This window comes from Candidatus Manganitrophaceae bacterium (genome assembly GCA_016200325.1).
Classification (GTDB): domain Bacteria; phylum Nitrospirota; class Nitrospiria; order SBBL01; family Manganitrophaceae; genus Manganitrophus.
This window is the reverse complement of record JACQEZ010000011.1, coordinates 561,537-582,432: the sequence shown is the minus strand read 5'-3', so window position 1 is coordinate 582,432 and position 20,896 is coordinate 561,537. Positions and strand designations below refer to the sequence as shown.

General features: G+C 58.6%; 15 protein-coding genes and 1 pseudogene. All 16 read right to left on the bottom strand.

What is annotated here, in order from left to right:
* Nucleotides 1-191: 191 nt before the first annotated feature.
* Nucleotides 192-959 carry a DUF1344 domain-containing protein gene (locus HY282_10680; protein ID MBI3804213.1) on the bottom strand — a complete coding sequence of 256 codons (768 nt, stop codon included), beginning with the start codon at nucleotides 957-959 and terminating at the stop codon, nucleotides 192-194.
* 179 nt (nucleotides 960-1,138) lie between these two features.
* Nucleotides 1,139-1,561: a hypothetical protein gene (locus HY282_10675; GenBank protein ID MBI3804212.1), complete on the bottom strand. Its 423-nt coding sequence runs from the start codon at nucleotides 1,559-1,561 to the stop codon at nucleotides 1,139-1,141.
* Between the two features lie 57 nt (nucleotides 1,562-1,618).
* Nucleotides 1,619-1,996, bottom strand: a complete 378-nt coding sequence (locus tag HY282_10670; protein MBI3804211.1) for a hypothetical protein — start codon at nucleotides 1,994-1,996, stop codon at nucleotides 1,619-1,621.
* A 74-nt stretch (nucleotides 1,997-2,070) separates the two neighbouring features.
* Nucleotides 2,071-4,113: an amylo-alpha-1,6-glucosidase gene (locus HY282_10665; protein MBI3804210.1), complete on the bottom strand. Its 2,043-nt coding sequence runs from the start codon at nucleotides 4,111-4,113 to the stop codon at nucleotides 2,071-2,073.
* On the bottom strand, nucleotides 4,110-4,487 hold the full coding sequence (locus HY282_10660; protein MBI3804209.1) for a hypothetical protein: 378 nt from the start codon (nucleotides 4,485-4,487) through the stop codon (nucleotides 4,110-4,112). The genes HY282_10665 and HY282_10660 overlap by 4 nt, the downstream gene beginning before the upstream one ends.
* Nucleotides 4,488-4,594: 107 nt before the next feature.
* Nucleotides 4,595-6,373 (bottom strand): glycoside hydrolase family 15 protein, encoded by a 1,779-nt coding sequence (locus HY282_10655; protein MBI3804208.1) that lies wholly within the window; start codon nucleotides 6,371-6,373, stop codon nucleotides 4,595-4,597.
* A 527-nt stretch (nucleotides 6,374-6,900) separates the two neighbouring features.
* Nucleotides 6,901-7,965, bottom strand: coding sequence for a hypothetical protein (locus HY282_10650; protein MBI3804207.1), 1,065 nt, complete (start codon nucleotides 7,963-7,965; stop codon nucleotides 6,901-6,903).
* A 381-nt stretch (nucleotides 7,966-8,346) separates the two neighbouring features.
* Nucleotides 8,347-10,038: an aspartate-alanine antiporter gene (gene aspT, locus HY282_10645; GenBank protein MBI3804206.1), complete on the bottom strand. Its 1,692-nt coding sequence runs from the start codon at nucleotides 10,036-10,038 to the stop codon at nucleotides 8,347-8,349.
* Nucleotides 10,039-10,171: 133 nt separating this feature from the next.
* The gene (locus HY282_10640) at nucleotides 10,172-11,200 is read right to left on the bottom strand and encodes a type II asparaginase (GenBank protein ID MBI3804205.1); all 1,029 of its coding nucleotides are present in this window, start codon (nucleotides 11,198-11,200) and stop codon (nucleotides 10,172-10,174) included.
* Nucleotides 11,201-11,238: 38 nt separating this feature from the next.
* The gene (locus tag HY282_10635) at nucleotides 11,239-12,969 is read right to left on the bottom strand and encodes a bifunctional aspartate transaminase/aspartate 4-decarboxylase (GenBank protein ID MBI3804204.1); all 1,731 of its coding nucleotides are present in this window, start codon (nucleotides 12,967-12,969) and stop codon (nucleotides 11,239-11,241) included.
* Nucleotides 12,970-13,301: 332 nt separating this feature from the next.
* A complete protein-coding gene (locus HY282_10630; GenBank protein MBI3804203.1) occupies nucleotides 13,302-14,921 on the bottom strand; it encodes an arylsulfatase in 1,620 nt (539 codons plus the stop codon).
* A 43-nt stretch (nucleotides 14,922-14,964) separates the two neighbouring features.
* Entirely contained in the window at nucleotides 14,965-16,140 is a 1,176-nt protein-coding gene (locus HY282_10625) for a formylglycine-generating enzyme family protein (GenBank protein ID MBI3804202.1), read from the bottom strand.
* 31 nt (nucleotides 16,141-16,171) lie between these two features.
* Nucleotides 16,172-17,872, bottom strand: coding sequence for an aspartate-alanine antiporter (gene aspT / locus HY282_10620; protein MBI3804201.1), 1,701 nt, complete (start codon nucleotides 17,870-17,872; stop codon nucleotides 16,172-16,174).
* A gap of 56 nt (nucleotides 17,873-17,928) precedes the next feature.
* A pseudogene (locus HY282_10615) lies at nucleotides 17,929-18,129 on the bottom strand (hypothetical protein).
* 453 nt (nucleotides 18,130-18,582) lie between these two features.
* Nucleotides 18,583-19,377 (bottom strand): HAMP domain-containing histidine kinase, encoded by a 795-nt coding sequence (locus HY282_10610; protein MBI3804200.1) that lies wholly within the window; start codon nucleotides 19,375-19,377, stop codon nucleotides 18,583-18,585.
* Between the two features lie 46 nt (nucleotides 19,378-19,423).
* Nucleotides 19,424-20,440 carry a transporter gene (locus HY282_10605; protein ID MBI3804199.1) on the bottom strand — a complete coding sequence of 339 codons (1,017 nt, stop codon included), beginning with the start codon at nucleotides 20,438-20,440 and terminating at the stop codon, nucleotides 19,424-19,426.
* Nucleotides 20,441-20,896: the final 456 nt, after the last annotated feature.

Below are 20,896 nucleotides of genomic sequence, written 5' to 3'. Positions count from 1 at the left end.
AGACCCTCCGCCGTCGTGAGTGATCGCCGTCCGCTACAGGCGCTCCCACCGCGACGAAGATTCGGGCTAACATTCCTATACGGTATTGTAGAAAAGCCCCCTCTTTCCTTATCCGGAACAATTCAGCCTAACTGTACCGGTACGTCGAAGAAGGCTGAAGCGCACGCGCTCCCCGACGCCCGGCATGGCAATTAGGAAGGGCTCGTTACCTTGAGTGCGAGTGCCTCGGTGTACTGAACATCGACTTTATCGCCGACATTGATTTTCTCCAGCTTCACCTGCGGATCGACTGAAAAGGTCTGCGAGTTTCCCTCAGGGCCCTTCAGTGTCACGGTGTGCTTGGCCGGATCGACGGCTTCAACATTGGCCGTCATCTCGTGGGTTTTCACAATCCTCCCGGATGGTTTTTCGCCTTTGGGCGCTACCTCGACCGTCGCCCTGTCGGACGGCGGCTTTGGTTCTCCGGCTTTTCTAATCGCCACCGCGACGGTCTGAAGGTAATCGATTGTCACCTTGTCTCCGACCTTGATCTGGTCGAAGTTTCTGGCCTCTTCTGGGACCTCGATGGTTCTGGTCTCACCGTCGGGGGTTTGAAGCGTCACCAATCGGTTGGCCTTGTCGATTGCCTTAACCTGGGCCGTCACTCTGGTTTTCTCGACGCTTACCACATTTCCCGGACCGGCGGCCGTCCCCTGATCGGCGGCAAGGGAAACATCTCCCAGACCGAATAACAGCCCAATCAGGGCCATTGAAACGATTTCTGCTCTGTCGATCGACTTCATTGTCTCTCCTCCTACTAAGTGAGTGGCCTCATGAATGACATTTTGCTCGGATGATTCCGTGATTTTCAGCGGGGAAGCGCGTCCCCCCTGATCGGCGCTCAGGGAAGCCCCACCCCGTCCGAGTGTCAGCCCAATGAGGACAACCCCGATGATCTTTGTTCTTCTGATGGTTTTCATCGTCTCCTCTTATAAAATGGATAATTGTAAAGCCGGATCTCCCGCTCAATGAAATTTCTTCTATCGTCTGGACATGCTTTTTCTGTGTTGCAGCCTTATTTTCTCCATCCCCTTTCCCGACGCTGAATGCAAGGCACTTACAGGGGATAAGGACGGATGCTGATGACGCGAGACGTGTATCAACCGGGTCCGTTGATTGCCGGATTCAGATATTTAATCGCCACCCCAATCAGCTGTCGTTCTCCTTTGAGAGGCACGGTTCCATTCCACCAAGGGCCGAGGAGATAAACACCGATCGCCTGAATGCTGTCATACACAACCACCACCGCATCCGCCCCCAACTTCCCTGCCTCCATACGCAATCTCTCCTCCACCTTCGACACAGACGGCGCAGGATCGACCGACGCGTCGACAACAATCTCGCCGAGCCTCTGACTCCGATCTGTCGGCTCCCCGCGCAAGATTTTTACCCTGGCCGGATTGCTCGCTGGAAAGCGGGACGCCCCGGCGTATTGAATCGAGTGCGCATCGAGGGTGCTGCACGATTCGATCGGGAGGGACAAGATCGCCAGAAGGAGCGCAACGACCATTCCGCCTCTCATCCTGAATTGGGACCCGCGATTATCTTGAAGATGATTTTCCCTTTGCATGGTGCCTCCTTATCCCAGCCACCAACCGGGATTTCCCCACACCGCCCAATCGAGCGCAATCCGCTGATCCGGTTTGGCCTTCATCGCTTCCCGATGGGTCAGGTGTCTGTTAAGGGCAAGGCGTCGGTATTCCTGATAGGTCTCCTCATCCCCAAAGTAGATACACCCGCAGACGGTCGAATCGGCATAAACATAATAGACAGCACCCCCTTTGGTCTCGGTGACCAGCCGGTGTGCGGGAAGGGTCGCGAGATTCCGTCGTTTCTCAGAATCATCGGCACGAATGACCCTGAAACCGCCGGCGGAGAGAAAACCCTCATCTTGAATAATGTCTGTTGGATGGGCGGCGCATCCGATCAGCATACCGATCAAAAATAACGGTCCCATCCACATCAATGACCTCATGATCCGTTCCTTTTACATTCCCTTCCAATTGCATTCACCGCGCACGATCTGGGTGATTAGGCGGCTGCAGCCAGCCGCGCCCGACCAAAGGCATCCATCCGACCCCACCGGCCCGGCACATCCAGAAGCTCCAGCCGGTCGATCGGAGGCGGAATCGCCGGATCGACGATTAGGTGCTGCCCGTCCGATTCAAGCCCCAGAAGGGTACGGATGAGGAGGAGCGGCGCGCCGGTGGCCCAGGCCTGCGGACTGCAGGCGGTCGGATACTCCACCGGAAATTGCGTCATCTCGCGCGGATAACCGGCGAAGGCTTCGGGGAGGCGATGGTGAAAATAAACCGCCGCTTCCAAGATCCCGAGCGATAGGCGCGCCGCTTCGGCCTTGTAGCCGTAGCGTCGCAGTCCCCAGGCGATGATTGAATTGTCGTGGGGCCAGACGGTGCCGACGTGGTATCCGATCGGATTGAAGGAGCCCTCCCCCCGCGCCATCGTCCGCACCCCCCAACCGGAGAAGAGCGCATCCCCCATCAGGTGGCGGACGCACTGATCGGCTTTGTCTTGGTCGGCGATCCCGCTCCAGAGGAGATGTCCGATGTTCGATGTGAGCGAGTCGACCTTCCTCTTTTGTCCATCGAGCGCCAAGGCGAAGAAGCCCCGCTCGGGGATCCAGAAGTCCCGGTTGAACCGCTCCTTCAACGCCTTCGCATCCTGTTCGAGGCGATCGGCCCAGGCGGGATCGCCCCAGACCTCTCTGGCCAGGCGCGCGGTTCGCATTTTGGCGTCATAGACATAGCCCTGGATCTCGCAGGTGGCGCGGGGGAGGGGGGCCAGGGTCCCGTCGGCGAACGCGATCGAATCCCACGAATCTTTCCAGCATTGGTTTTCCAGGCCGGTCTCCTTGTTGCGCCGCTCATATTCGACATAGCCGTCGCCATCGCGATCGCCAAAGCGATCGATCCACTCGATCGCCCCGCGTGCTTCACGCTCCAGCGCGGCGACCAGTTTCCGGTCTCCCGACCACCGTTCGTACTCCTCCAGCAAAATGAGAAAGAGCGGCGTCGCGTCGGCAGAGCCGAAATAGGGCGAGTGGGGGCGCTCCTCGAAGGCGGTCTTCTCGCCGAGGCGCAGCTCGTGCAATATTTTTCCCGGCTCTTCATCCCGAAACGGATCGTTGACGCGGCCGTGAAAAAGCGCCAGGAGACGAAGGGTCGCCGCGGCAAGCTCGGGGGTGAAGGGGAGCGCCTGGAAGCTGACGATTAGGCTGTCCCGTCCGAAAAGCGACATGAACCAGGGAAGGCCGGCCGCCGGAACCGGCTCGGGAATGACGGGAGAGCTGAACCGGAGCGCCGCCAGATCGAGCAGGCTTCTCTCATAGATGCGGCTGAGCGGCTCCCAGGAAGCGTTGAGGCGCGGCGCCGACGCCATCCACTCTTCCAGACCCTCGCCGAGCTCGGGCCGCGGCTCGATGTCTTTGGGAGTGTACTTGACCCGCGGCTTCACCTGGCGCCCCGGGTTGATCACCGCCACGACCTCGATCGTCGTCGTCCACATGCCGTGCGCGGGCACTTCGGCGATGAAGTTGAGCGCGCCTTCCTCCCGCGTGGCGGGGGCGCTGCTTTGAATCCAGGTCTCCCGGACGAAGCGGTCGCGCCGGTATCCCAGCACCAACTTGTCGGCGTCCAGCCGGTGATAGAACTCCCCCTTCTTCGCCAGCTTATCTTTGACCTCGAAGAGATCGGCGAAGTCTGAGCCGGCCTCGATGCGTACCTGCAGCCTCTTCGGCTCTTTTCCGTGATTGACGATGATAATTTCCTCCATGAATCCGTCTCCGACCGCGCGCCGCCGCACAAGCGACATGTCCGAGTCGACGTAGATCGTCCCGGTCGACAGGGTGGTGTAGAACTGCGCCCGGAAATAGTGGAGGGTGTCGGTCGAAAGGACATTCGGCCGGCGTCCGTCCACCGTGAGAACCCAGCGGGAAAGGAACCGGGTATCGTTGAGAAACAGCCCATAGGTATCGGCCGGCGTCGCCTCCATGTCGCCGCGAATATCGCTGACGGCAAAGGTGTTCCCATCGAGAATGCTGATTGTCTGACTCATTTCGCTCCCTCCTTCTTTCGCGCCTCTTTCCCTTCGATAAAGGGAGAGCCCCCCCGAAGCTCGAGGACGACCCTCAATGCCAGCTCCCGGTCGCCTTGCCCCGCGGCGGCCCGCCCCTGCAGCGCCTCCACGACGGGGTGCGCTTCGCCGCGCAGCAGCCGGGCGATCTCCGCCTTGGATTCGCAGATCACGACCGCCTCCGCACTGTCTCCGCCGCCCCTCAATTCCACTTCGCCGTCGTCGACCTGAAGGAGGTAGGCCCCGCCCCCTTCCGCCTCGAACTTCACCCGTCCCCGAACCCCCTTCAGCGCCGGCATTTTCTTTTTTCCCTTCGGCACCCGCTCCATCCATTTCTCCAACTCTTCCGCATTCATGAATTCCTCCTTCCTTTCTGTTACCGTCCAACTCCGTTTCATCACGCCGATCTGCTCTCGTTCTTGACCGCTCCCCTTGACCGCTCCCAATGATCGGTTCCCATTCGTTATCTGTTTTCAGTGCCGAGAACGCGCGCCGATTGGATCAGCGCCAGGTGCGAGAACGCCTGCGGGAAGTTTCCAATCAGACGACCCGTTCTCGGCTCGTACTCCTCGGACAAGAGACCGAGGTCGTTGCGCAGCGATAGCAATCGGTTGAACAGCCCCTCCGCCTCACTCCGTCGGTTTGAGTAAGCATAGGCGTCGACGAGCCAGAAGCTGCATGCCAGAAACGCCCCTTCGGTGCCGGGAAGACCGTCGTTCGTATGCTCCGTGTTGTAGCGGAGGACGAAGCCGTCTCGCAGAAGGTTTTTTTCGATCGCCTGGATTGTCCCTTGCACGCGGGGATCGCTGCCCGGTAAAAAACCGATCTCTGGAATGAGGAGTGCCGTCGCATCGAGCGCTTCGCTGTTGTAGGCCTGTGTAAATGCATTGAGCTTCGGATTGAAACCATGCTCGAGAATATCCCGACGAATCCGATCTCGCAGGGCGCGGATCGACGACAGCATTGCGTGAAGCTCATCCTCCGGTTTGAGGAACTCTTCGATATAACGCACAAGCCGATCGATCGCCACCCAGGCCATTAATTTGGAGTAGACAAAGTGTTGTCGTCCGCCGCGGACCTCCCAGATGCCGTCGTCGGGTCGCTGCCACGCGGTGGAGAGGAACTCCATTAAAGCACGCAACTGCCCGCGCCCGGCCCCCTCCGACATCCCCATGCGGCGCGCCTCATACATCGCTTCGATCACCTCGCCATAGACGTCGAGCTGGAACTGATCGCTTGCGGCGTTGCCGATCCGAACCGGACGCGACTCTTCATAGCCGGGGAGCCACAGCGCCTCGAACTCCGTCAATCGGCGCTCTCCCAACACCCCATACATGATCTGCATTTCTTCGGGCGCCCCCGCGACCGCTCGCAACAGCCAGTTGCGCCAGTCGGTCGCCTCGTCGACATAGCCGCCGGCCATGAGCGCCCGGAGGGTGAGGGTCGCGTCACGCAGCCAACAGAAACGATAGTCCCAGTTGCGAACGCCGCCGACCTCTTCGGGAAGACTGGTCGTCGGGGCGGCGATGATCCCCCCGGTCGGGGCATAGCTCATCGCCTTGAGAACGATGAGCGAGCGGTCGACGACCTCTTTGTATGGACCTCGATACCGGGATCGCCCCGACCACTCCTTCCACCATCGCTCCGTTTCGGAGAGGGCCGAGATCGGGTCGAGCGGGTCGGGGGGCGGAAGATGCGCCGCCTGCCACGACAGCACAAACGGGACGCGCTCTCCCTTTTTCACCGTGAACTGGCCGCGCACATTGTGCTCGGTGCATTCAACGGCGGCCGGGGTTCTGAGAATCAGCGAGTCGGGGGCGACCGTGAGCCGAATCCCGTCTTCGGTTTTTTCGATCCAGGGTTTGTTCCGGCCATACCCGAAGCGCGCGCCAAGCCACGAAAAAACCGGGACGCTTCCTTCAAGCCCTTCGATAATCCGGATCACCGACTGGGCATAGAGACCGATCGGCATAAAATCGATCATCCGAACCGCGCCGCCGTCGCACTCGAAGTCGGTCTCCAGGATCAGCGTCCCCGGCCGATAACGACGCGCGTTGCGGCGCACGTCGACGCCCGGATGAATGAGCCAACAGCCATGCTCATCTCGGCCGAGCAGCGCCGCCATGCAGGCGTCCGAATCAAATCGTGGGACACAGAGCCAATCGATCGATCCCTCGCGCGACACCAACGCCGAGCCGTACCTGTCTCCGATAAAGCCGTAATCTTCAATCCGTGATGGCATACTCTCTCCTCCAACTCATCTCTGCTGTGATCGATCTCGAAGGCGCTCTGTCGCGTTGGACCGAGAATGGCCATAGGCGCCGGTCTGCTTTGTATTGATGCACGCAGTAAACAGGCGGAGCATAAAGGTGGTCCCGTTGCTGCTGAATCAAGATTCGCTTTTGCCTCGGCGCATTCATCGCCGAGGGAGGCTCATGGTTTAAAAAGGTGTAAAGAGGTAAACGTGGAAATACGGAAACGGAGGAACGTTGGATATTCTGGATATCAGGAGCGGTTGGATCGGAGGCGAACGGTTGAGGGTCATCCGTGCCTGATGGTCATTCTATTTAAAGACAGAGAAAGAACACAATACACCCATTCGAATGAGTATAAACAAGAACCCTCAGACCCTGTTTGTGTTAGCTAATAGAAGTGAGTCATCTCCATTACTCTCAATCGAAGTCGGGCAAACAGAAAACCTAACCGAAGCGAAAAAAAGAGCTGGGCAACCGACCGGGAAGTTGCTTGGAACAGCCCCTTGAGCCTACATTAGAAGTTGTATTTTGCCGAGAACTGCATGCGCGTGTCATCTCCCTTATCTCCATTCTTATTTTCGCGCTGGCCCCAAAGCACCTCCACCCCCATCAAGACCTCCTTCGTCGGGTACCACAGCAGGTTTCCCGAGGCGTAGGCCCCATCCTTGAAGGCATTGTCGGACTGCCCGCCGGTATTGTTTTGGCGTTGTGTGCTGTAACCGATGGTGCTGCTCCACCTCTCACTCCAGTAATGATCATAATAAACAAGCCATCCCAGCAGGGGGACGGCCTCGGCCTCTGTCAGAGCCCCGTTGGGGGCGAGATCGGTGCAGTAGTCGTTAAAGTAGGCGGCAATCCCTCTGCCGTAGGCCACCTGCGCCAGAAGCTTGTCCTTGCCGATGGTCTTGAGGCTTCCGCTCAGGTTGGCCCCGCCGCCGAATACGTGTCCGGAATTTCTTCCGGTCGGGATGGTTGGATTCTGATAGCCGAGCCAACGGCCGATGCCGGCCAGCTGCGCATGGCCCCAGGCCGGGTCGACGCGGTACTGTGCGGTCACATCCGGATAGCGATTCCATGATTTCCAGCCTTCCGGCGTGGCTGCGTTCCCTACGTCGAGTGCGGACCCGGGGTTCTCAAGGGCCACCGCGAATTTCTGCTGCTCGGTTTTCAGCGGCGTCCAGCGGAACTGGATATTGCGGAAGAAGACCATGCCGCCCGGCCCCCAGTAATCGACGATGTTGGGGAAGACGTCCCCGTCCATGAAGAGGCTGTTGGTCTGGCCGGCCAGGAAGGGCCCCCACTCTCCGTACGCGTGGCGCAGGCGGATCGTCGTTTGACCTTGATCCGCGCCGACGCCGAAGAGGTCGAATTCGAATTTTGTCTGTATCTGTCCCGCATCCGTCGGAAAGTCGGCCTTGGCGCCGAAGCGCGACTGCCGGACACTAAAGAGGGTATTCCCGTTCTTTAAACCGCATCCTGGGTCAGCAGTGAGACCCGCGCATTCGACCGGGATCTTGGAGGGACGGAGGGTCGCCTCCCAATCAGGATCGGTCTTTTTGAAGTCATAAATGGCATCCAACTGAGTAAAACCATAAATCTCTAACTGTGGCCCTTCGGCCGCTTCTACGCCGGAGAAAGTGAGCCCGATGCCGAATAGACTGACCGTTAATGCGATCATCATTGCGATTTGTTTTCTCATGTCCCGCTCCTTCTTTAGGCCGTCATGAATACCGGTTGAGGGTTATTGGCCGCTGCCGAATACGTTCGCGCCGAGATGCGCGGTGATATACTCAATCACTTTGGGCCTCCTGCACGAGGCGTTTGAGGGTCGCCGAATCGGTGGAGACCTCCCGGGCCATCGCCCGGAACGGCGACATCAGCAACACCGCTGCCGTGAACATCATGAGTACAGCATCGTAACGATCTTTGACTTTTCATGGACCTCTCCTCTGTTTCATTTTTATCCAAACTGCGAACGCAACAATACGATGAACGTGCCCCACATGGTGAGCAGGATATTGGCCAGCGCATACGGCACGGTGTAGCCAAGGACCGGCGTCGGGCTGTCAGCCTTCTCCTGCAACGCGATCAGCGCCGGAGCGACGGTCTGGGTGCCGGCGATGGCGCCGACCAGAAGGATGGGGTGCATCCGCAAGACGTATCGGCCGAACCAGAAGGCGACGAGCATCGGCGTCAGTGTGACCGCCGCCCCGCCGAGCAGCAGCCGCGGACCGGTCGCTTTGATCGCCTCGATGAAGATCGGCCCGGCATGCAGACCGACCACCGCGACGAATCCGGCCAGGCCGAGCTGCGTCATCAGGTTGACCGCGGCGTCGGGGATCTTTCCCATCGCCGGCCTCACCGCGTGCAGCCAGCCGAAGACCAGACCGGCGATCAAAACGCCGACGCTGGTCGTCAGCGACAGTTTCAACGTTCCGAGCATGAGGGATGGAAGACCGATGAAGGCCCCGAGGACAATGGCGGTGGCGACCAGCATGAGGTTGGTGCTCGCCGTGGGGACTTCGATCTGGCCGATCTCGCGCGCGACATGCTCCACGGAGGGCTGCGGCCCGATCAGTTCGATCTCGTCCCCGCGATCGAGGACCGTCTCGGGAGAGATCGGGATCGCTTGGCCGCCGCGCAGGAGCGTTCGGACCCCCACCCCGCGGCCCGCCGGCCAGCTTGCCAGCTCGCCGAAACTCCGTCCCGTAATGTCCTTATTGGTCACGATGACCCGGGCGACCTGGATCGGAAAATCGAGCAGCTCCGGGTCGTGGACTTCGGGACCGAGGCGGGGCCCAAACTCGAGGACGAGCTCCCGGCGTCCATAAAGGACCAGGATGTCGCCGCGCTCCATCCGCGTGTTCGAATCGAGCGGAAGGATTCGGTCGCCGCGGCGGAGCCGCTCGACGAACATCCTTCCGGTCGGCAGGATCACCTCAACCTCGTTGGCGGGCTTTCCGATAAAATCGGCATTTTCGACCCGGTGGGCGCGGAAGGCGAACCGCTGGTAGGCCGAGATAATGTTGGGGGCGGCCCGTTTGATCCCGAGTTTCGCTTCGAGCGCCGCCGCCTCGGCCTTCAGGTCGATCCCCATCAAGCGGGGCGCAAGGGTCGTGAGGAAGACAATCGGCGCGATCACGCCGAAGAGATAGGTCAGCGCATCGGCCACAGCGATATGGGCGACCAGCAGCTGCCGTTCGGCCTCCGGCAGCGGCAACGCCATGATCGCATCGCTTGCGGTTCCCATCGCGGCCGATTGGGTCAGCCCGCCCGAGAGCAAGCCGGCCGACAGGCCGAGATCGAGTTGAAGCCGTCGCGCCACCGCATAGGCGATGGCGAGCCCCACGCCGGAATGTACCGCCGTGAAGGCGAGCGAACGGAGGCCGTCCCCCTTCAAAGAACGGAAAAACTGCGGCCCGACGGAATAACCGGTCCCGAACAGGAAGAGCATGAAGAGGACCGTCTTGACCAGACCCGGCACCTCGACATGCACCTGGCCGATCAGCAGCGCCGCAATCAGCGATCCGGTGACCCCTCCCAGACTGAAACTGCCGAACTTCCACGATCCGATCCAGAACCCCAGACCGAGCGCAAGGAAGAGGGCGATCTCCGGATTTCCGCGCAACGCTGAAACAAACCATTCGATCATGGGACCCCGTCCTTTCGACTCATGCAGAAATAAAAATGTGACATCGGTTGGGTCGGGGCGGCCCCATGGCCGCCCAGGGCAGGCACAGGGGCCTGCCCTTACAGTAAATGCAACGCCATCGATTACGTCTCTATTAATAGGTGTTGAAAATTTCCTGAAGTTTCTTCGGGTCTTTGGTCTGCGTCAACGCCAACATCAACAGGACCCGTGCCTTCTGCGGATTTAATTCATTCGACGCGATCAGACCGAGCTTGTCGTCCTCGACCTCCATGTTGCGCGCCACGATTCCGCTGCCGGTGCGGGTCGATCGAACCACGGCCACCCCTTTCTTCGCGGCGTCGGCCAGACCCTTCAACGCCTCATCGGTCGTATTCCCATCCCCCACGCCGGCCAGGACAATTCCCTTCACCCCCTTTTGCACCAGGAAATCGATCGTGTCGCGGCCGAAGTTGGCGTAGGAGTAGACCACCTCGACCCGGGGGAGATTCTCGGCCTTCACGCCGTCGACGGAAAATGGGCTCTTCGTGGTGTGGGGCTCATCGTTTGGAAGTAAGAAATGGGCCTTGTTTCCGATGAAGATCCCGGCAGGGCCTGCGTTGGGGGATTTGAATGCCTCGAGTTTGGTGGTATTGATTTTTTGAGCCTCGCGCGCATAGTGGATTTCGTCATTGATGACGATCATCGGCCCGCGTCCCTTCGCCTCCGGGTCTGCGGCAAGCGCGACCGCCTCGTACAAATTGGCCGGACCGTCCGCGCTGATCGCCGTCGCCGGCCGCATGGAGCCGACCAGCACCACCGGCTTTTCGCTCTTCACCACGAGATTGAGAAAGTAGCCGGTCTCTTCCATGGTATCGGTGCCATGGGTGATGACCACCCCCGCCGCATCCCCCTTCAGCACCTCGTTGGCCCGCTGCGCAAGCTTCACCCAAACGTCGTTCGTCATCGTCTGGCTGCCGATGTTCGCCACCTGCTCGCCGGTGAGATCGGCGATCTCCTTGATCTTCGGGACCGCCTCGATGAGCTGGTCGACTGAGACCTCGCCGGACTTGTAGCCGGGTTCGCCCTCTTTCGGTTGCACACCGGCAATGGTCCCCCCGGTCGCCAGCAGGACGATCTTCGGCTTGGCGTAGGCCGCGGGCGCCAGCGCCAGAAGCAATGCCATGATCGGCAGGAATAATTTGATTGGACGGGTATGATGTCTCATGGGGTTCTCCTCCTCTTTTGAACAGGCCGTAATTCTCCGGCCCGTCGATGGTGGTTCCCTTTTTTGGTTCCTTTCATCTCTTTCCCTTTTTGCGATCCCTTCCACTCCCTCACGTAGGCCTCGGCCGTCTCCCGGAGGAACTGGCCGATCTTCGGATAGGTCTCCTCCGGGAGGTTGGCGAGCGAGACGCGGACCGACCAGTCGGGCCCTGCGAAGCCGCCGCCGTGCAGCAGCACCACCCCCGACTTTTCCGCCAGGCGGAAGAGGACATCGACGCATTCGTAGTTCTTCCGAAGAAATTTCACGAAGTCGGGGCCGTATTCCTTCTCGGCCCAGACCATGAGGTCGAGTTCGGCGTAATAAGAAGCCCGGTTCTCATCGGGGGGGGGTGAAAGACCGACGCCGTCCCAGAGCGCCTTGTACCGCCGGCGCACGACCAGCTGGCAGAGCGTTTTGTAGCTGTCGGCCGTGTCGAGGAGCGCGAAGAGGGAGAAGAGGGCCATCTGGGTTTGCTGGGGGAGCGACAGGCCGGCGGTGTGGTTCAGGGCGACCTGGCGGCTGTCGGCGACCATCCGGTCGATGAACTTCAGTTTCTCCGGCGTCAGCGTGATGCTGCCGTAGCGTCGGTTCAGCGCGGCGCGCTCCTTGGCCGGCAGTTTCGCCAGCATCCGGTCGAAGAGGTTGTTCTGGTGAATGGCGATGACCCCGAGCCGCCAGCCGGTGGCGCCGAAATGCTTCGAATAGGAATAGACGCCGATGGTATTTTGAGGCAACTCGGCCATCAACGACCGGAACCCCGGCACGAAGGTGGCATAAACATCGTCGGTGATGATGATCAGATCGGGTCGTTTGCGCTTCACCAGCTTGACGAGGCGATTCACGCTGCTTGGGCGCATGGCATAGGAAGGGGGGTTGCTCGGGTTGACCAGGAAAAAGGCCTTGATCCGCTTGTCGGCGAGCTGATCGATCTCCGCGTCGGCATACTGCCACGTATGCGTGCCGTCGGGACGTCTTTCCACGCCGGCGTCGATGTTCACGACGTTGAAGGAGTAGCGGTCGAAATGCGGGATCTCGATGTACGGGGTGAAGGTCGGCGTCCCGAGCGCGATCGTGTCGCCGCGGTGCAGCAGGTGATTGAGCATGAGCGAATCGAAAATGTAACACATCGCCGCCGTCCCCCCCTCGACCGCGAAAAGGTCGTACCGTCCCGCAGGGGGCTTTCCGGCGCAGAGCTCCCGGACGAGGTACGCGTGCACGATCCGCTCGGTACAGCGCAGCATCCGATCCGGCACCGGATACATGCAGCCGATGATCCCTTCGGACAATTCATGCGCGAAGGTGTCGGGATCGAACTTCAGCGTTTTGATCCCATAGTTGAACGCGTCGCGAAGAAGCGTGGCGCCGGGGGCTTCTTGATGGGTTTCGAGAAACCAGGCGAAGCGCGTCGCGGCCCCCTTCTTTTGCGGCATCCGGCCGGCATCGGGCAGGTTGAGATCGCGCCGCGACTCTTCGATTCCGAATTGGAGCAAGGTCCCGAAGGCCTCCCGCGGCGTGGTACAGATCCAGTTCGGATTGCCGCGTCCGGCATTCAGCATCTGAATGTCGCTTTCTTTTTCGTTCTCGGCGGCGAGCGAAATGAGCGTGTCCTTGAGCTCAAAGGGACTGAGTTTGAGGAGCGCTTTTTGTTCGTCGCGGGGAGTGGTTGCGAATGACGTTTTGGCGGCCATGGGTGGGATCTCCTTCTCTCTATCGTGATGTCATTAATAAAACGACGACCCGCCCCCGGATGATCCGCTAATGCAGTATAGAGGGATCCGGGGTGCCGGGTTGTATCGGCGGAAATCTTTTCGAGCATTCTTCAAAATCTCCCACGATCTTCATCACCGGTCCCCCGACCCAGCCCGTTCGCGGTCGCCCCGTGTTCCTCCTTCGGATCGTTGATGAGATCAAAGATCCAGTGACGGTTCTTAACTCTAGCGGGTTACGCCCGCAGATATGTGCCTCTCCACGCTCACTTCACGAGCCATGTCGGTCATGGCGATTTATCTCGCAATCCGGCTCACTGCGGTGCTTGGGACTGTGTTTTCTTCATTAGCTCCTCCTTCACTTGTTCGAGATTGAAGCTGGCGCCTTTCTGCATCGGCGGAAAGTCGATGAAGGTTTGTGCATATTGTCCAACAACCTGTTGCACCAACACGAAACGCCAGATCTCGTAGGCAAGCCACGAAAACTGTTCCATCGACTGCGTTGGCAAACTCGTGCGCTCTAACGGATCGAGGCGCAGGTTTACCAGAATCGGCCAATCGACTTTCACCGTGTTGCCCAGCCAGCCAGCCGGCTGGTCGATAAAGCGGTACTTAAAATCGTTGACACGCACAGATCCCAGAGTCCCCTCCGCGAAGTAGAAGACCTCATGCCGTGCGGACGGCCCTTTGCCGGTAATCAGGTCCATCTGGTTGTAACCATCGAGATGGACCTTGTAAGTCCGATCACCGATCTGCTTGCCGCTTTTCAACTCCTCGGCGATATTCGGATCACCGGCGGCGGCAAGGAAAGTGGGAAACCAGTCCAGTCCAGAGATGATTCCACTTTCCACTTTGCCCGCGGGCACATGGCCAGGCCACCGAATGATGCAGGGGACACGAAAGCCGCCTTCGAGGACCGTTCCCTTGCCGCCGGCAAATGGCGTCTGACCACCATCGGGCCAGGTGAAGTTCTCGGCGCCGTTGTCGGTGGTGAAGACGACGATGGTGTTGCCGTCAAGGCCGGCATCTTTCAGTCTCTGCATGACCGAGCCGACGATATCGTCGATCTGCGCCATGCCGGCTTCCTGGATCGTCCAACCGTTCTCCGGGGTGCGCATGGCTTCATATTTCGGTGACAGATGTGTCACGACGTGCATGCGCGTCGGGTTCAGCCACACGAAAAAGGGCTTGCCATCCGCCTTGGCTTTATCGATGAATTGCAGTGCGTGATCGCGAATCACCTCATCGACGGTTTCCATGTTGTACTTAATGCCCGGCATGGGATGCGGTGGAAGCGGGCCTTCGTCCACGATCTTCTGTTTGCCGACTTTGCCCCAGCGTGGATCGACGGTTGGGTCGTCTACGTTCGTCGCCAAGGAATGCAGCAGATTACGCGGACCGACTTTGTCTTTCAGCGACTGCGGATAGTTGGAATGGAAGGGATCCTCCATGGCGTCGAGGTGGTAGAGGTAACCCCAGAACTCATCAAAGCCATGTACGGTCGGCAGATATTCGTTGCGATCTCCAAGGTGGTTCTTGCCGAACTGACCGGTTTCGTAGCCCATGGCTTTCAGCGCAGTGGCGATCGTGACCGCTTGGTCGGGGAGGCCGACCTTGGATCCGGCTTGTCCGACCGTGGTCATCCCGGTGCGGATGGGAAGCTCACCGGTGATAAAGTTGGCGCGTCCGGCGGTGCAACTCGCCTCGGCGTAGTAGTCGGTGAAGCGCATCCCTTCGGCGGCCATCTTGTCGAGGTTCGGCGTTCTTCCAGCCATAATCCCCTGGTTGTAGGCGCCGATGTTGAACCAGCCGATGTCGTCGCCCATGATGACGATGATGTTGGGCTTCCTAGCGCCTGCTTGCTGCGCCAGCGCATTTGCTGCGCTGAGTGCAACCAATCCGACCGCCAGGGCCGAAAGCGCATGCCTGCACATCTGGCGATAAAATGAATGATCCTTCATCTGCATCTGACACTCCTTACAGTTTTGATGGCGCCCCCTTTGCATCCTGCACACACCGGAATCCGAGATGATTGGTGCCGGTGCTGACTTCCCCTTTCCCCCGTGTCCCGACCATATAACGCGAGCAGTATTGTTCCGTACAGAGAAACGATCCGCCGCGAAGGACACGCTTTTTCTCGCCGGGCTCGGATGGATCGTACGCCGACTCGGGTCCTTTTGGATTGCGCGCAACGCCGTCGAGCCGAGCCAGTTGGGCGTAATAGTCCGGCCGGTACCAGTCGCTCGTCCATTGCCAGACGTCGCCGGCCATGTCATACAATCCGTACCCGTTCGACTGAAACTGCGCGACCGGCGCGATGCCGACGAATCCATCCTCTCCCTTATCCTGATCGGGGAAGTGGCCCTGATGGGTGTTTGCCATCCATTTTCCGTCCGGATGGAATTGATCCCCCCAGACGTAGGCTTTTCCCGTCAACCCGCCGCGCGCTGCAAACTCCCATTCCACCTCGGTCGGCAGCCGCTTCCCGGCCCATTTCGCATAGGCCAGTGCGTCCTCGTAGGCGACCTGCACCACCGGATATTTTTCTTTCCCTTTGATCGAACTCTTCGGACCGATTGGATGGCGCCAGTTTGCCCCTTTGACATAACTCCACCACCGGAAATGATTGTCGAGCGGAACAGGGTGATCGGGCGGGGAGAAGACAACAGAGCCGGCCACCAGATTCTCCGGCGGCGCGCCGGGAAAATCCTCGGGACGCGGCGTCCGCTCGGCCACGGTGATGTAGCCGGTCTCACTTACAAATTTCTCAAACTGTTCGTTCGTGACGTCGGTCTCATCCATCCAGAAACCGTCCATGTAAACCCGATGGATCGGCCGAGAGTCGTTCGTAGCATTCATCCCCACGTTGTTCATGTCCCTCTCGACGGGATCGGCCGCTCCCATCGAAAACTCCCCACCGGGAATCCAGACCATCCCTTTCGGCGCGGGGCCGGGGGAAGGAACCGTGTTCGGAATCGTCGGCAAAAACGTTGCCGGCACCGGCTCGGACGCTGCGGTCGCCCTCATATCGCGAGTCGAACTCATGCTCCACGTGATCGCCGCCATGACGATCAGAATCACAAGCCAAGTCCACCTGGCCCTGAAAGTTCGGACGCGTGACTGCCGATGATTGCGCCTCTGTTTTTTGATCATTTCCGATCCCGCATCTTTTTATGTCATCAACTTATGTCATCAACAGAACGATCACCAGACCCCAGAGAATGAGCAGTGTATTGCCGACGGCGTAGGTGACGGTATAGCCGAGGGCCGGCGTCTTGCTCTTCGCCGCGTCTTGAATGAGACCGAGCGCGGCGGTGGTGGTCCGTGCGCCGGCGGCGGCGCCGAGCGTGATGGCCGGATGAAATTTGAAAACATATTTTCCGAGCAGAATGCCGATCAGAAGCGGGACGGTGGTCGCCACGATCCCGGAGAGGAATAGACTCAGCCCCGATTTCTGAAGCCCCGTGATGAACGCCGGTCCGGAGGTGATTCCGACCACCGCGATGAAGGTGTTGAGCCCCACCGAATTCATCATCCAGAGGGCCGGCTCGGGGACGCGGCCGAAGGTGCGATAGACCGACCGGAGCCATCCGAAGATCAGCCCCGCGATGAGCGTTCCGGCGCTGGTGCTGAGGCTGATGGGGATCCCGCCGATGTTGATCGCCACGGCGCCGACCAGGCCTCCCAGGACAATCCCGATGCCGACAAAAACCATGTCGGTCATATTCGTTTGGCGATCGGCATAACCGAGTTCCGCGGCCACACGCTCGACCCCTCGCTTCGGACCGATGACCTGAAGAACGTCGCCGCGATTGATCACCGTCGCCGGGGTGAACGGCATCTCCAGGCCGACTCGCGTCAGCTTCCGGAGAAAGACCCCCCGTCCCTTGGCGCTGCCGATCTCGGACTCGGCCAGTTGCTTCAGCGTTTTGCCGTCGACCCACTTGTTGGTGATCACGATATCGAGCACCTCTCCGGGAAAGTCGAGAAGTTCTTTGTCATCGACCTCTTCCCCGATTTCATGGCCTCTTTGTATGAAGAGTTCGATTCGCGCCAGGACGGCAACCGTGTCCCCCAGATGGACGACGGAGCCCGGCTCGGCATCGCTGATCCGGCCGTCATGCCGGATTCGTTCGATAAAGACGCGGAGTTCCTGCTTCAGGGCATTGGCTTCCAGCTCCGCGACGGTCTTGTTGTTGAACCGTTCGTTTGTCACCCGGTAGGCACGGACATCAAACTTTTTGGCCGCCGATGCCACCCCCGCTTCGGCATCCCCCCATCCCCCCATCTTCGCTTCGAGCTTTTTGCATTCGGCCGGAAGATCGACCCTCAAGATTTTGGGTCCGATCGAAGCGAGGAGCCACGCCGATCCGGCGGTGCCGAAGAGATAGGTCACGGCATAGGCGACCGGCATGGCATTGATCAGCGCCTCCTTCTCTTCCGGCGAGGTCCCCAGCCGGTTGATCGCGTCGGTGGCGACGCCGAGCACCGCCGAGATGGTCTGAGAGCCGGAGAGAAGCCCGGCCGCCAGTCCGGCGTTGAACCCGAGGAACTTCGCAACGACGAAGACGGTTAACAAGGAGACCAGGCACTGAAGAACGGCGAAGAGCGCCTGCGGGACACCGTCGCTCTTCAGGCCGCGGACGAACTGCGGGCCGACCCCGTAGCCGACGGCAAAGAGAAACATAAGGAAGAAGACCGATTTCACATTCGGCGAGATCGCGATCTTCATCTGCCCGATGAGCACGCCGACCAGCAGCGTTCCGGTGACCGCGCCGAGCGTAAAGCTGCCGAATTTAAACTTTCCGACCCAATATCCCAGGGCCAGCGTGAGAAAAATCGCCAGTTCCGGGTAATGTCTGAACGTCTCAACCAACCAATGCATATCGCTCCTTTCCGCACCCGGGCCCCTTGATCCATCAGGGCCTGGGAAAACCCTTTTTAAAGACGACCGTTCTTCGTCTTGTGTCTCGTCAGTGCATGGGCCTTCAGCAGTTCGAGACCCTTGACGGCGTTGAAACCATGAATTTCTTTGACGTCCAACTTCCGCATGAACCTGATCGTCTCCTTCGTAATCACCTGGCCCGGCACCATGATTGGAAAGCCGGGCGGGTAAGGGATGACGAATTTGGCGGAGACCAGCGGCGGCGGAGCGTAAAGGTGGTCCTGTTGCTGCCGAATAAAGATTCGCTTTGCCTCGGCGCATTCATCGCCGAGGGAGGCTCATGGTTTAAAAAAGGTGTAAAGAGGTAAACGTGGAAATACGGAAACGGAGGAACGCTGGATAGTCTGGATATCAGGAGCGGTTGGATCGGAGGCGAAGGGTAGAGGGTCATCCCCTGCCTGATAGTCATTCTATTTAAAGACAGAGAAAGAACACAATACACCCGTTCGAATGAGTATAAACAAGAACCCTCAGACCCTGTTTGCGTTAGCTAATAAAAGTGAGTCATCTCCATTACTCTCAATCGAAGTCGGGCAAACAGAAAACCTAACCGAAGCGAAAAAAAGAGCCGTCGGACGACGGACAGCTCGGAAATTTCATTCGAGGGCGCTGTCAACGGACCCTCGAAACGGAGCTTGTGAATCGCTCTTTCAGCACGAGGCGTTTTCTCTTTTCTCCTTAAAAACCCGCAAACGAAAACTGAATTGCGCACCCCGGCCGAATTGGCTCTCACACCAGATCTCGCCTCCCATTTTACTCGTCAATTCTTTCGCCACCGACAGACCGTATCCGCTGGAGGGTTCACCCCCTGTCGGCACGGCACTCAATCGAACTCCCCGCTGGAACAACTTGGCCTGATCTTCCCTGCTCAGTCCCGGTCCTTCATCGATCACACTGCAAACGAGATCATCCGCTTCGGAGAGAAGTCGGATGAAGATCTGCTTCCCCGGCGGTGAGTACTTGACGGCATTCGACAACAGATTGTCGAGAACGGCCGCAAGGGCCACCCCGTCCGCCCACACATCGGCCTCTTTCAAATCTGATTCAACAATGACCGAGATATTTTTCTCCGAAGCAATGCGTTGATAAATCTGGCCTGCATTCCGCACCAACGTTGCCAAATCAAATTTCGAGAAAACCAATTTTAGGTCGGTCGCCGCCGAAGACTGGATCAACTGGCCGATCATCTGGGTCATCAAATTGTTTGCATGTTGTATCCCATGAAGCCACTTGTGCACCTTCACACTCGAATGATTTTCCAACTCGCGTGACAGCAATTGAACAGAGCCTTGCACCACTGCCAAATAATTGCCCATGGCATGCGCGGCGAATCGAAACGCCCCCGGATCGAATGAGGGTAAATGCTCCATCTGCTCCAACGCCTGCTCCAAATGAATCTTAGCCACATCAATTGAAGCGATTACACTCTGTTTTGGTGTTGTCATCGGTCCGCCTCCTTTTTTAATCCAGTTTATTCGGCGCACATTTTATCTAGAGCCCGCCTCCCCATCGGTATTGCCAGGCGATACCGATCATTTTGAAGTTGCCTCCGCTGCGGGTCAGGAGACCCAAACTGGCGTTTAACTTAACCGCGTTGTACCGGTTCACCGGCAGAGATAAGGTCGCACCCAAGCGTGTATTCTGCTGGAGATCATCGCTTCGAATACCGTCTATCGTGGTGCGGCCTCCCCGATAGCCGGTCGCATCCAACGCGAACCATATCCCGGACCGGAAACCATAAATGAGATGGCCCTGAACGGAAAGAATCGGATCCTGCTCGCGCCTCTTGTCCCCCAGAAAGGCGTTGTTGTCGGTGAAAAAGGCGACCCCCATCACCAGTTCCAGCGTCACCGGGCCGATCGCCTTCGATAGACCGAATTCGGGTTTGATCGACCAGCGATGCGTACCAATGTTCAAGAGCCGATCGGCGTCGTATCGACCGAGGGGGATTCCGATCTGCAAACTGGCTCCGACGATTAAATCCGGTTTGTAGCCAGCGAACTCCTTCAACGACAAAGCGGGAGCGCCGTAAAAATTCATCGAAAGTCTGATTCTGGGGTCACCCCATCCGCAGACGTCGCGCGCCACGGGGACTTCTTTAAACTCCGCCGCCCCGGAAGCGCAGGCATAGGGGAAGATCGCGTCCACCTTCCCTGACTTGCCCCACAGATCGAGCGATCTCGCGTAGGCAAAGATCGGCACCTGGGCGTGTACTTTGGCGTCTTCTAACGGCAGGGAGGGATCCGTTAGAACACTTCCCTTCAAGTAGCCATCGCCGGCGATCAGAAAATTCAGGTCAACCGGCGTGTTCGCATAGGTTCTCGGCTCGAGTTCTTGTGCATACCCTTCCGCGGCGACAAAGGCAGACCAGACCGACAAACCGATCCAAGCGAGGAAGCCGATTAATACAAGCCGCCCCGGCGGGACCGAACGCTTCCTTCTTAAACTGTCAAAGGTATCGGCGATAATATCTTTCGATGCGCAGATGCTATAGTGGTCGGAGACCATCACACCATCCATGTGGTGGCGTGCCTTAGACGAAAAGGGATCGAACAGTTGAGAGCGGTCTGCCCTCTTTCCCTTCTGTTATTTCGAACGATACCGGAAATTCTATAACATGGCTCTCGCCTCTCACAGTATGGGATATTACACCGCGTCCTTCACTGGAACTCATTTCATAAATAGGATCTGTTAACTTCTTTTGCGCCATGTTAAATTTTGCATGCCAAAAAAGAAGAACTCACAGACGAGCAATGGGCGATTCTGGAGTCTCTGATCCCAGAAACGGTATGGAGGATGGGGTGTCGGTCTTTGACTTCTCAGTGGAGAATTGGAGGAGAATTGGCAGAATTGATGTCAGTCTTGACTTTTTGACTTTTGACTTCTGGTGCAAAGCCTATTGTCGAACCGACCCAGAATGAGTGACGAAGAAAACATTTATTATTAATAAAAGCCCTTCCTCCC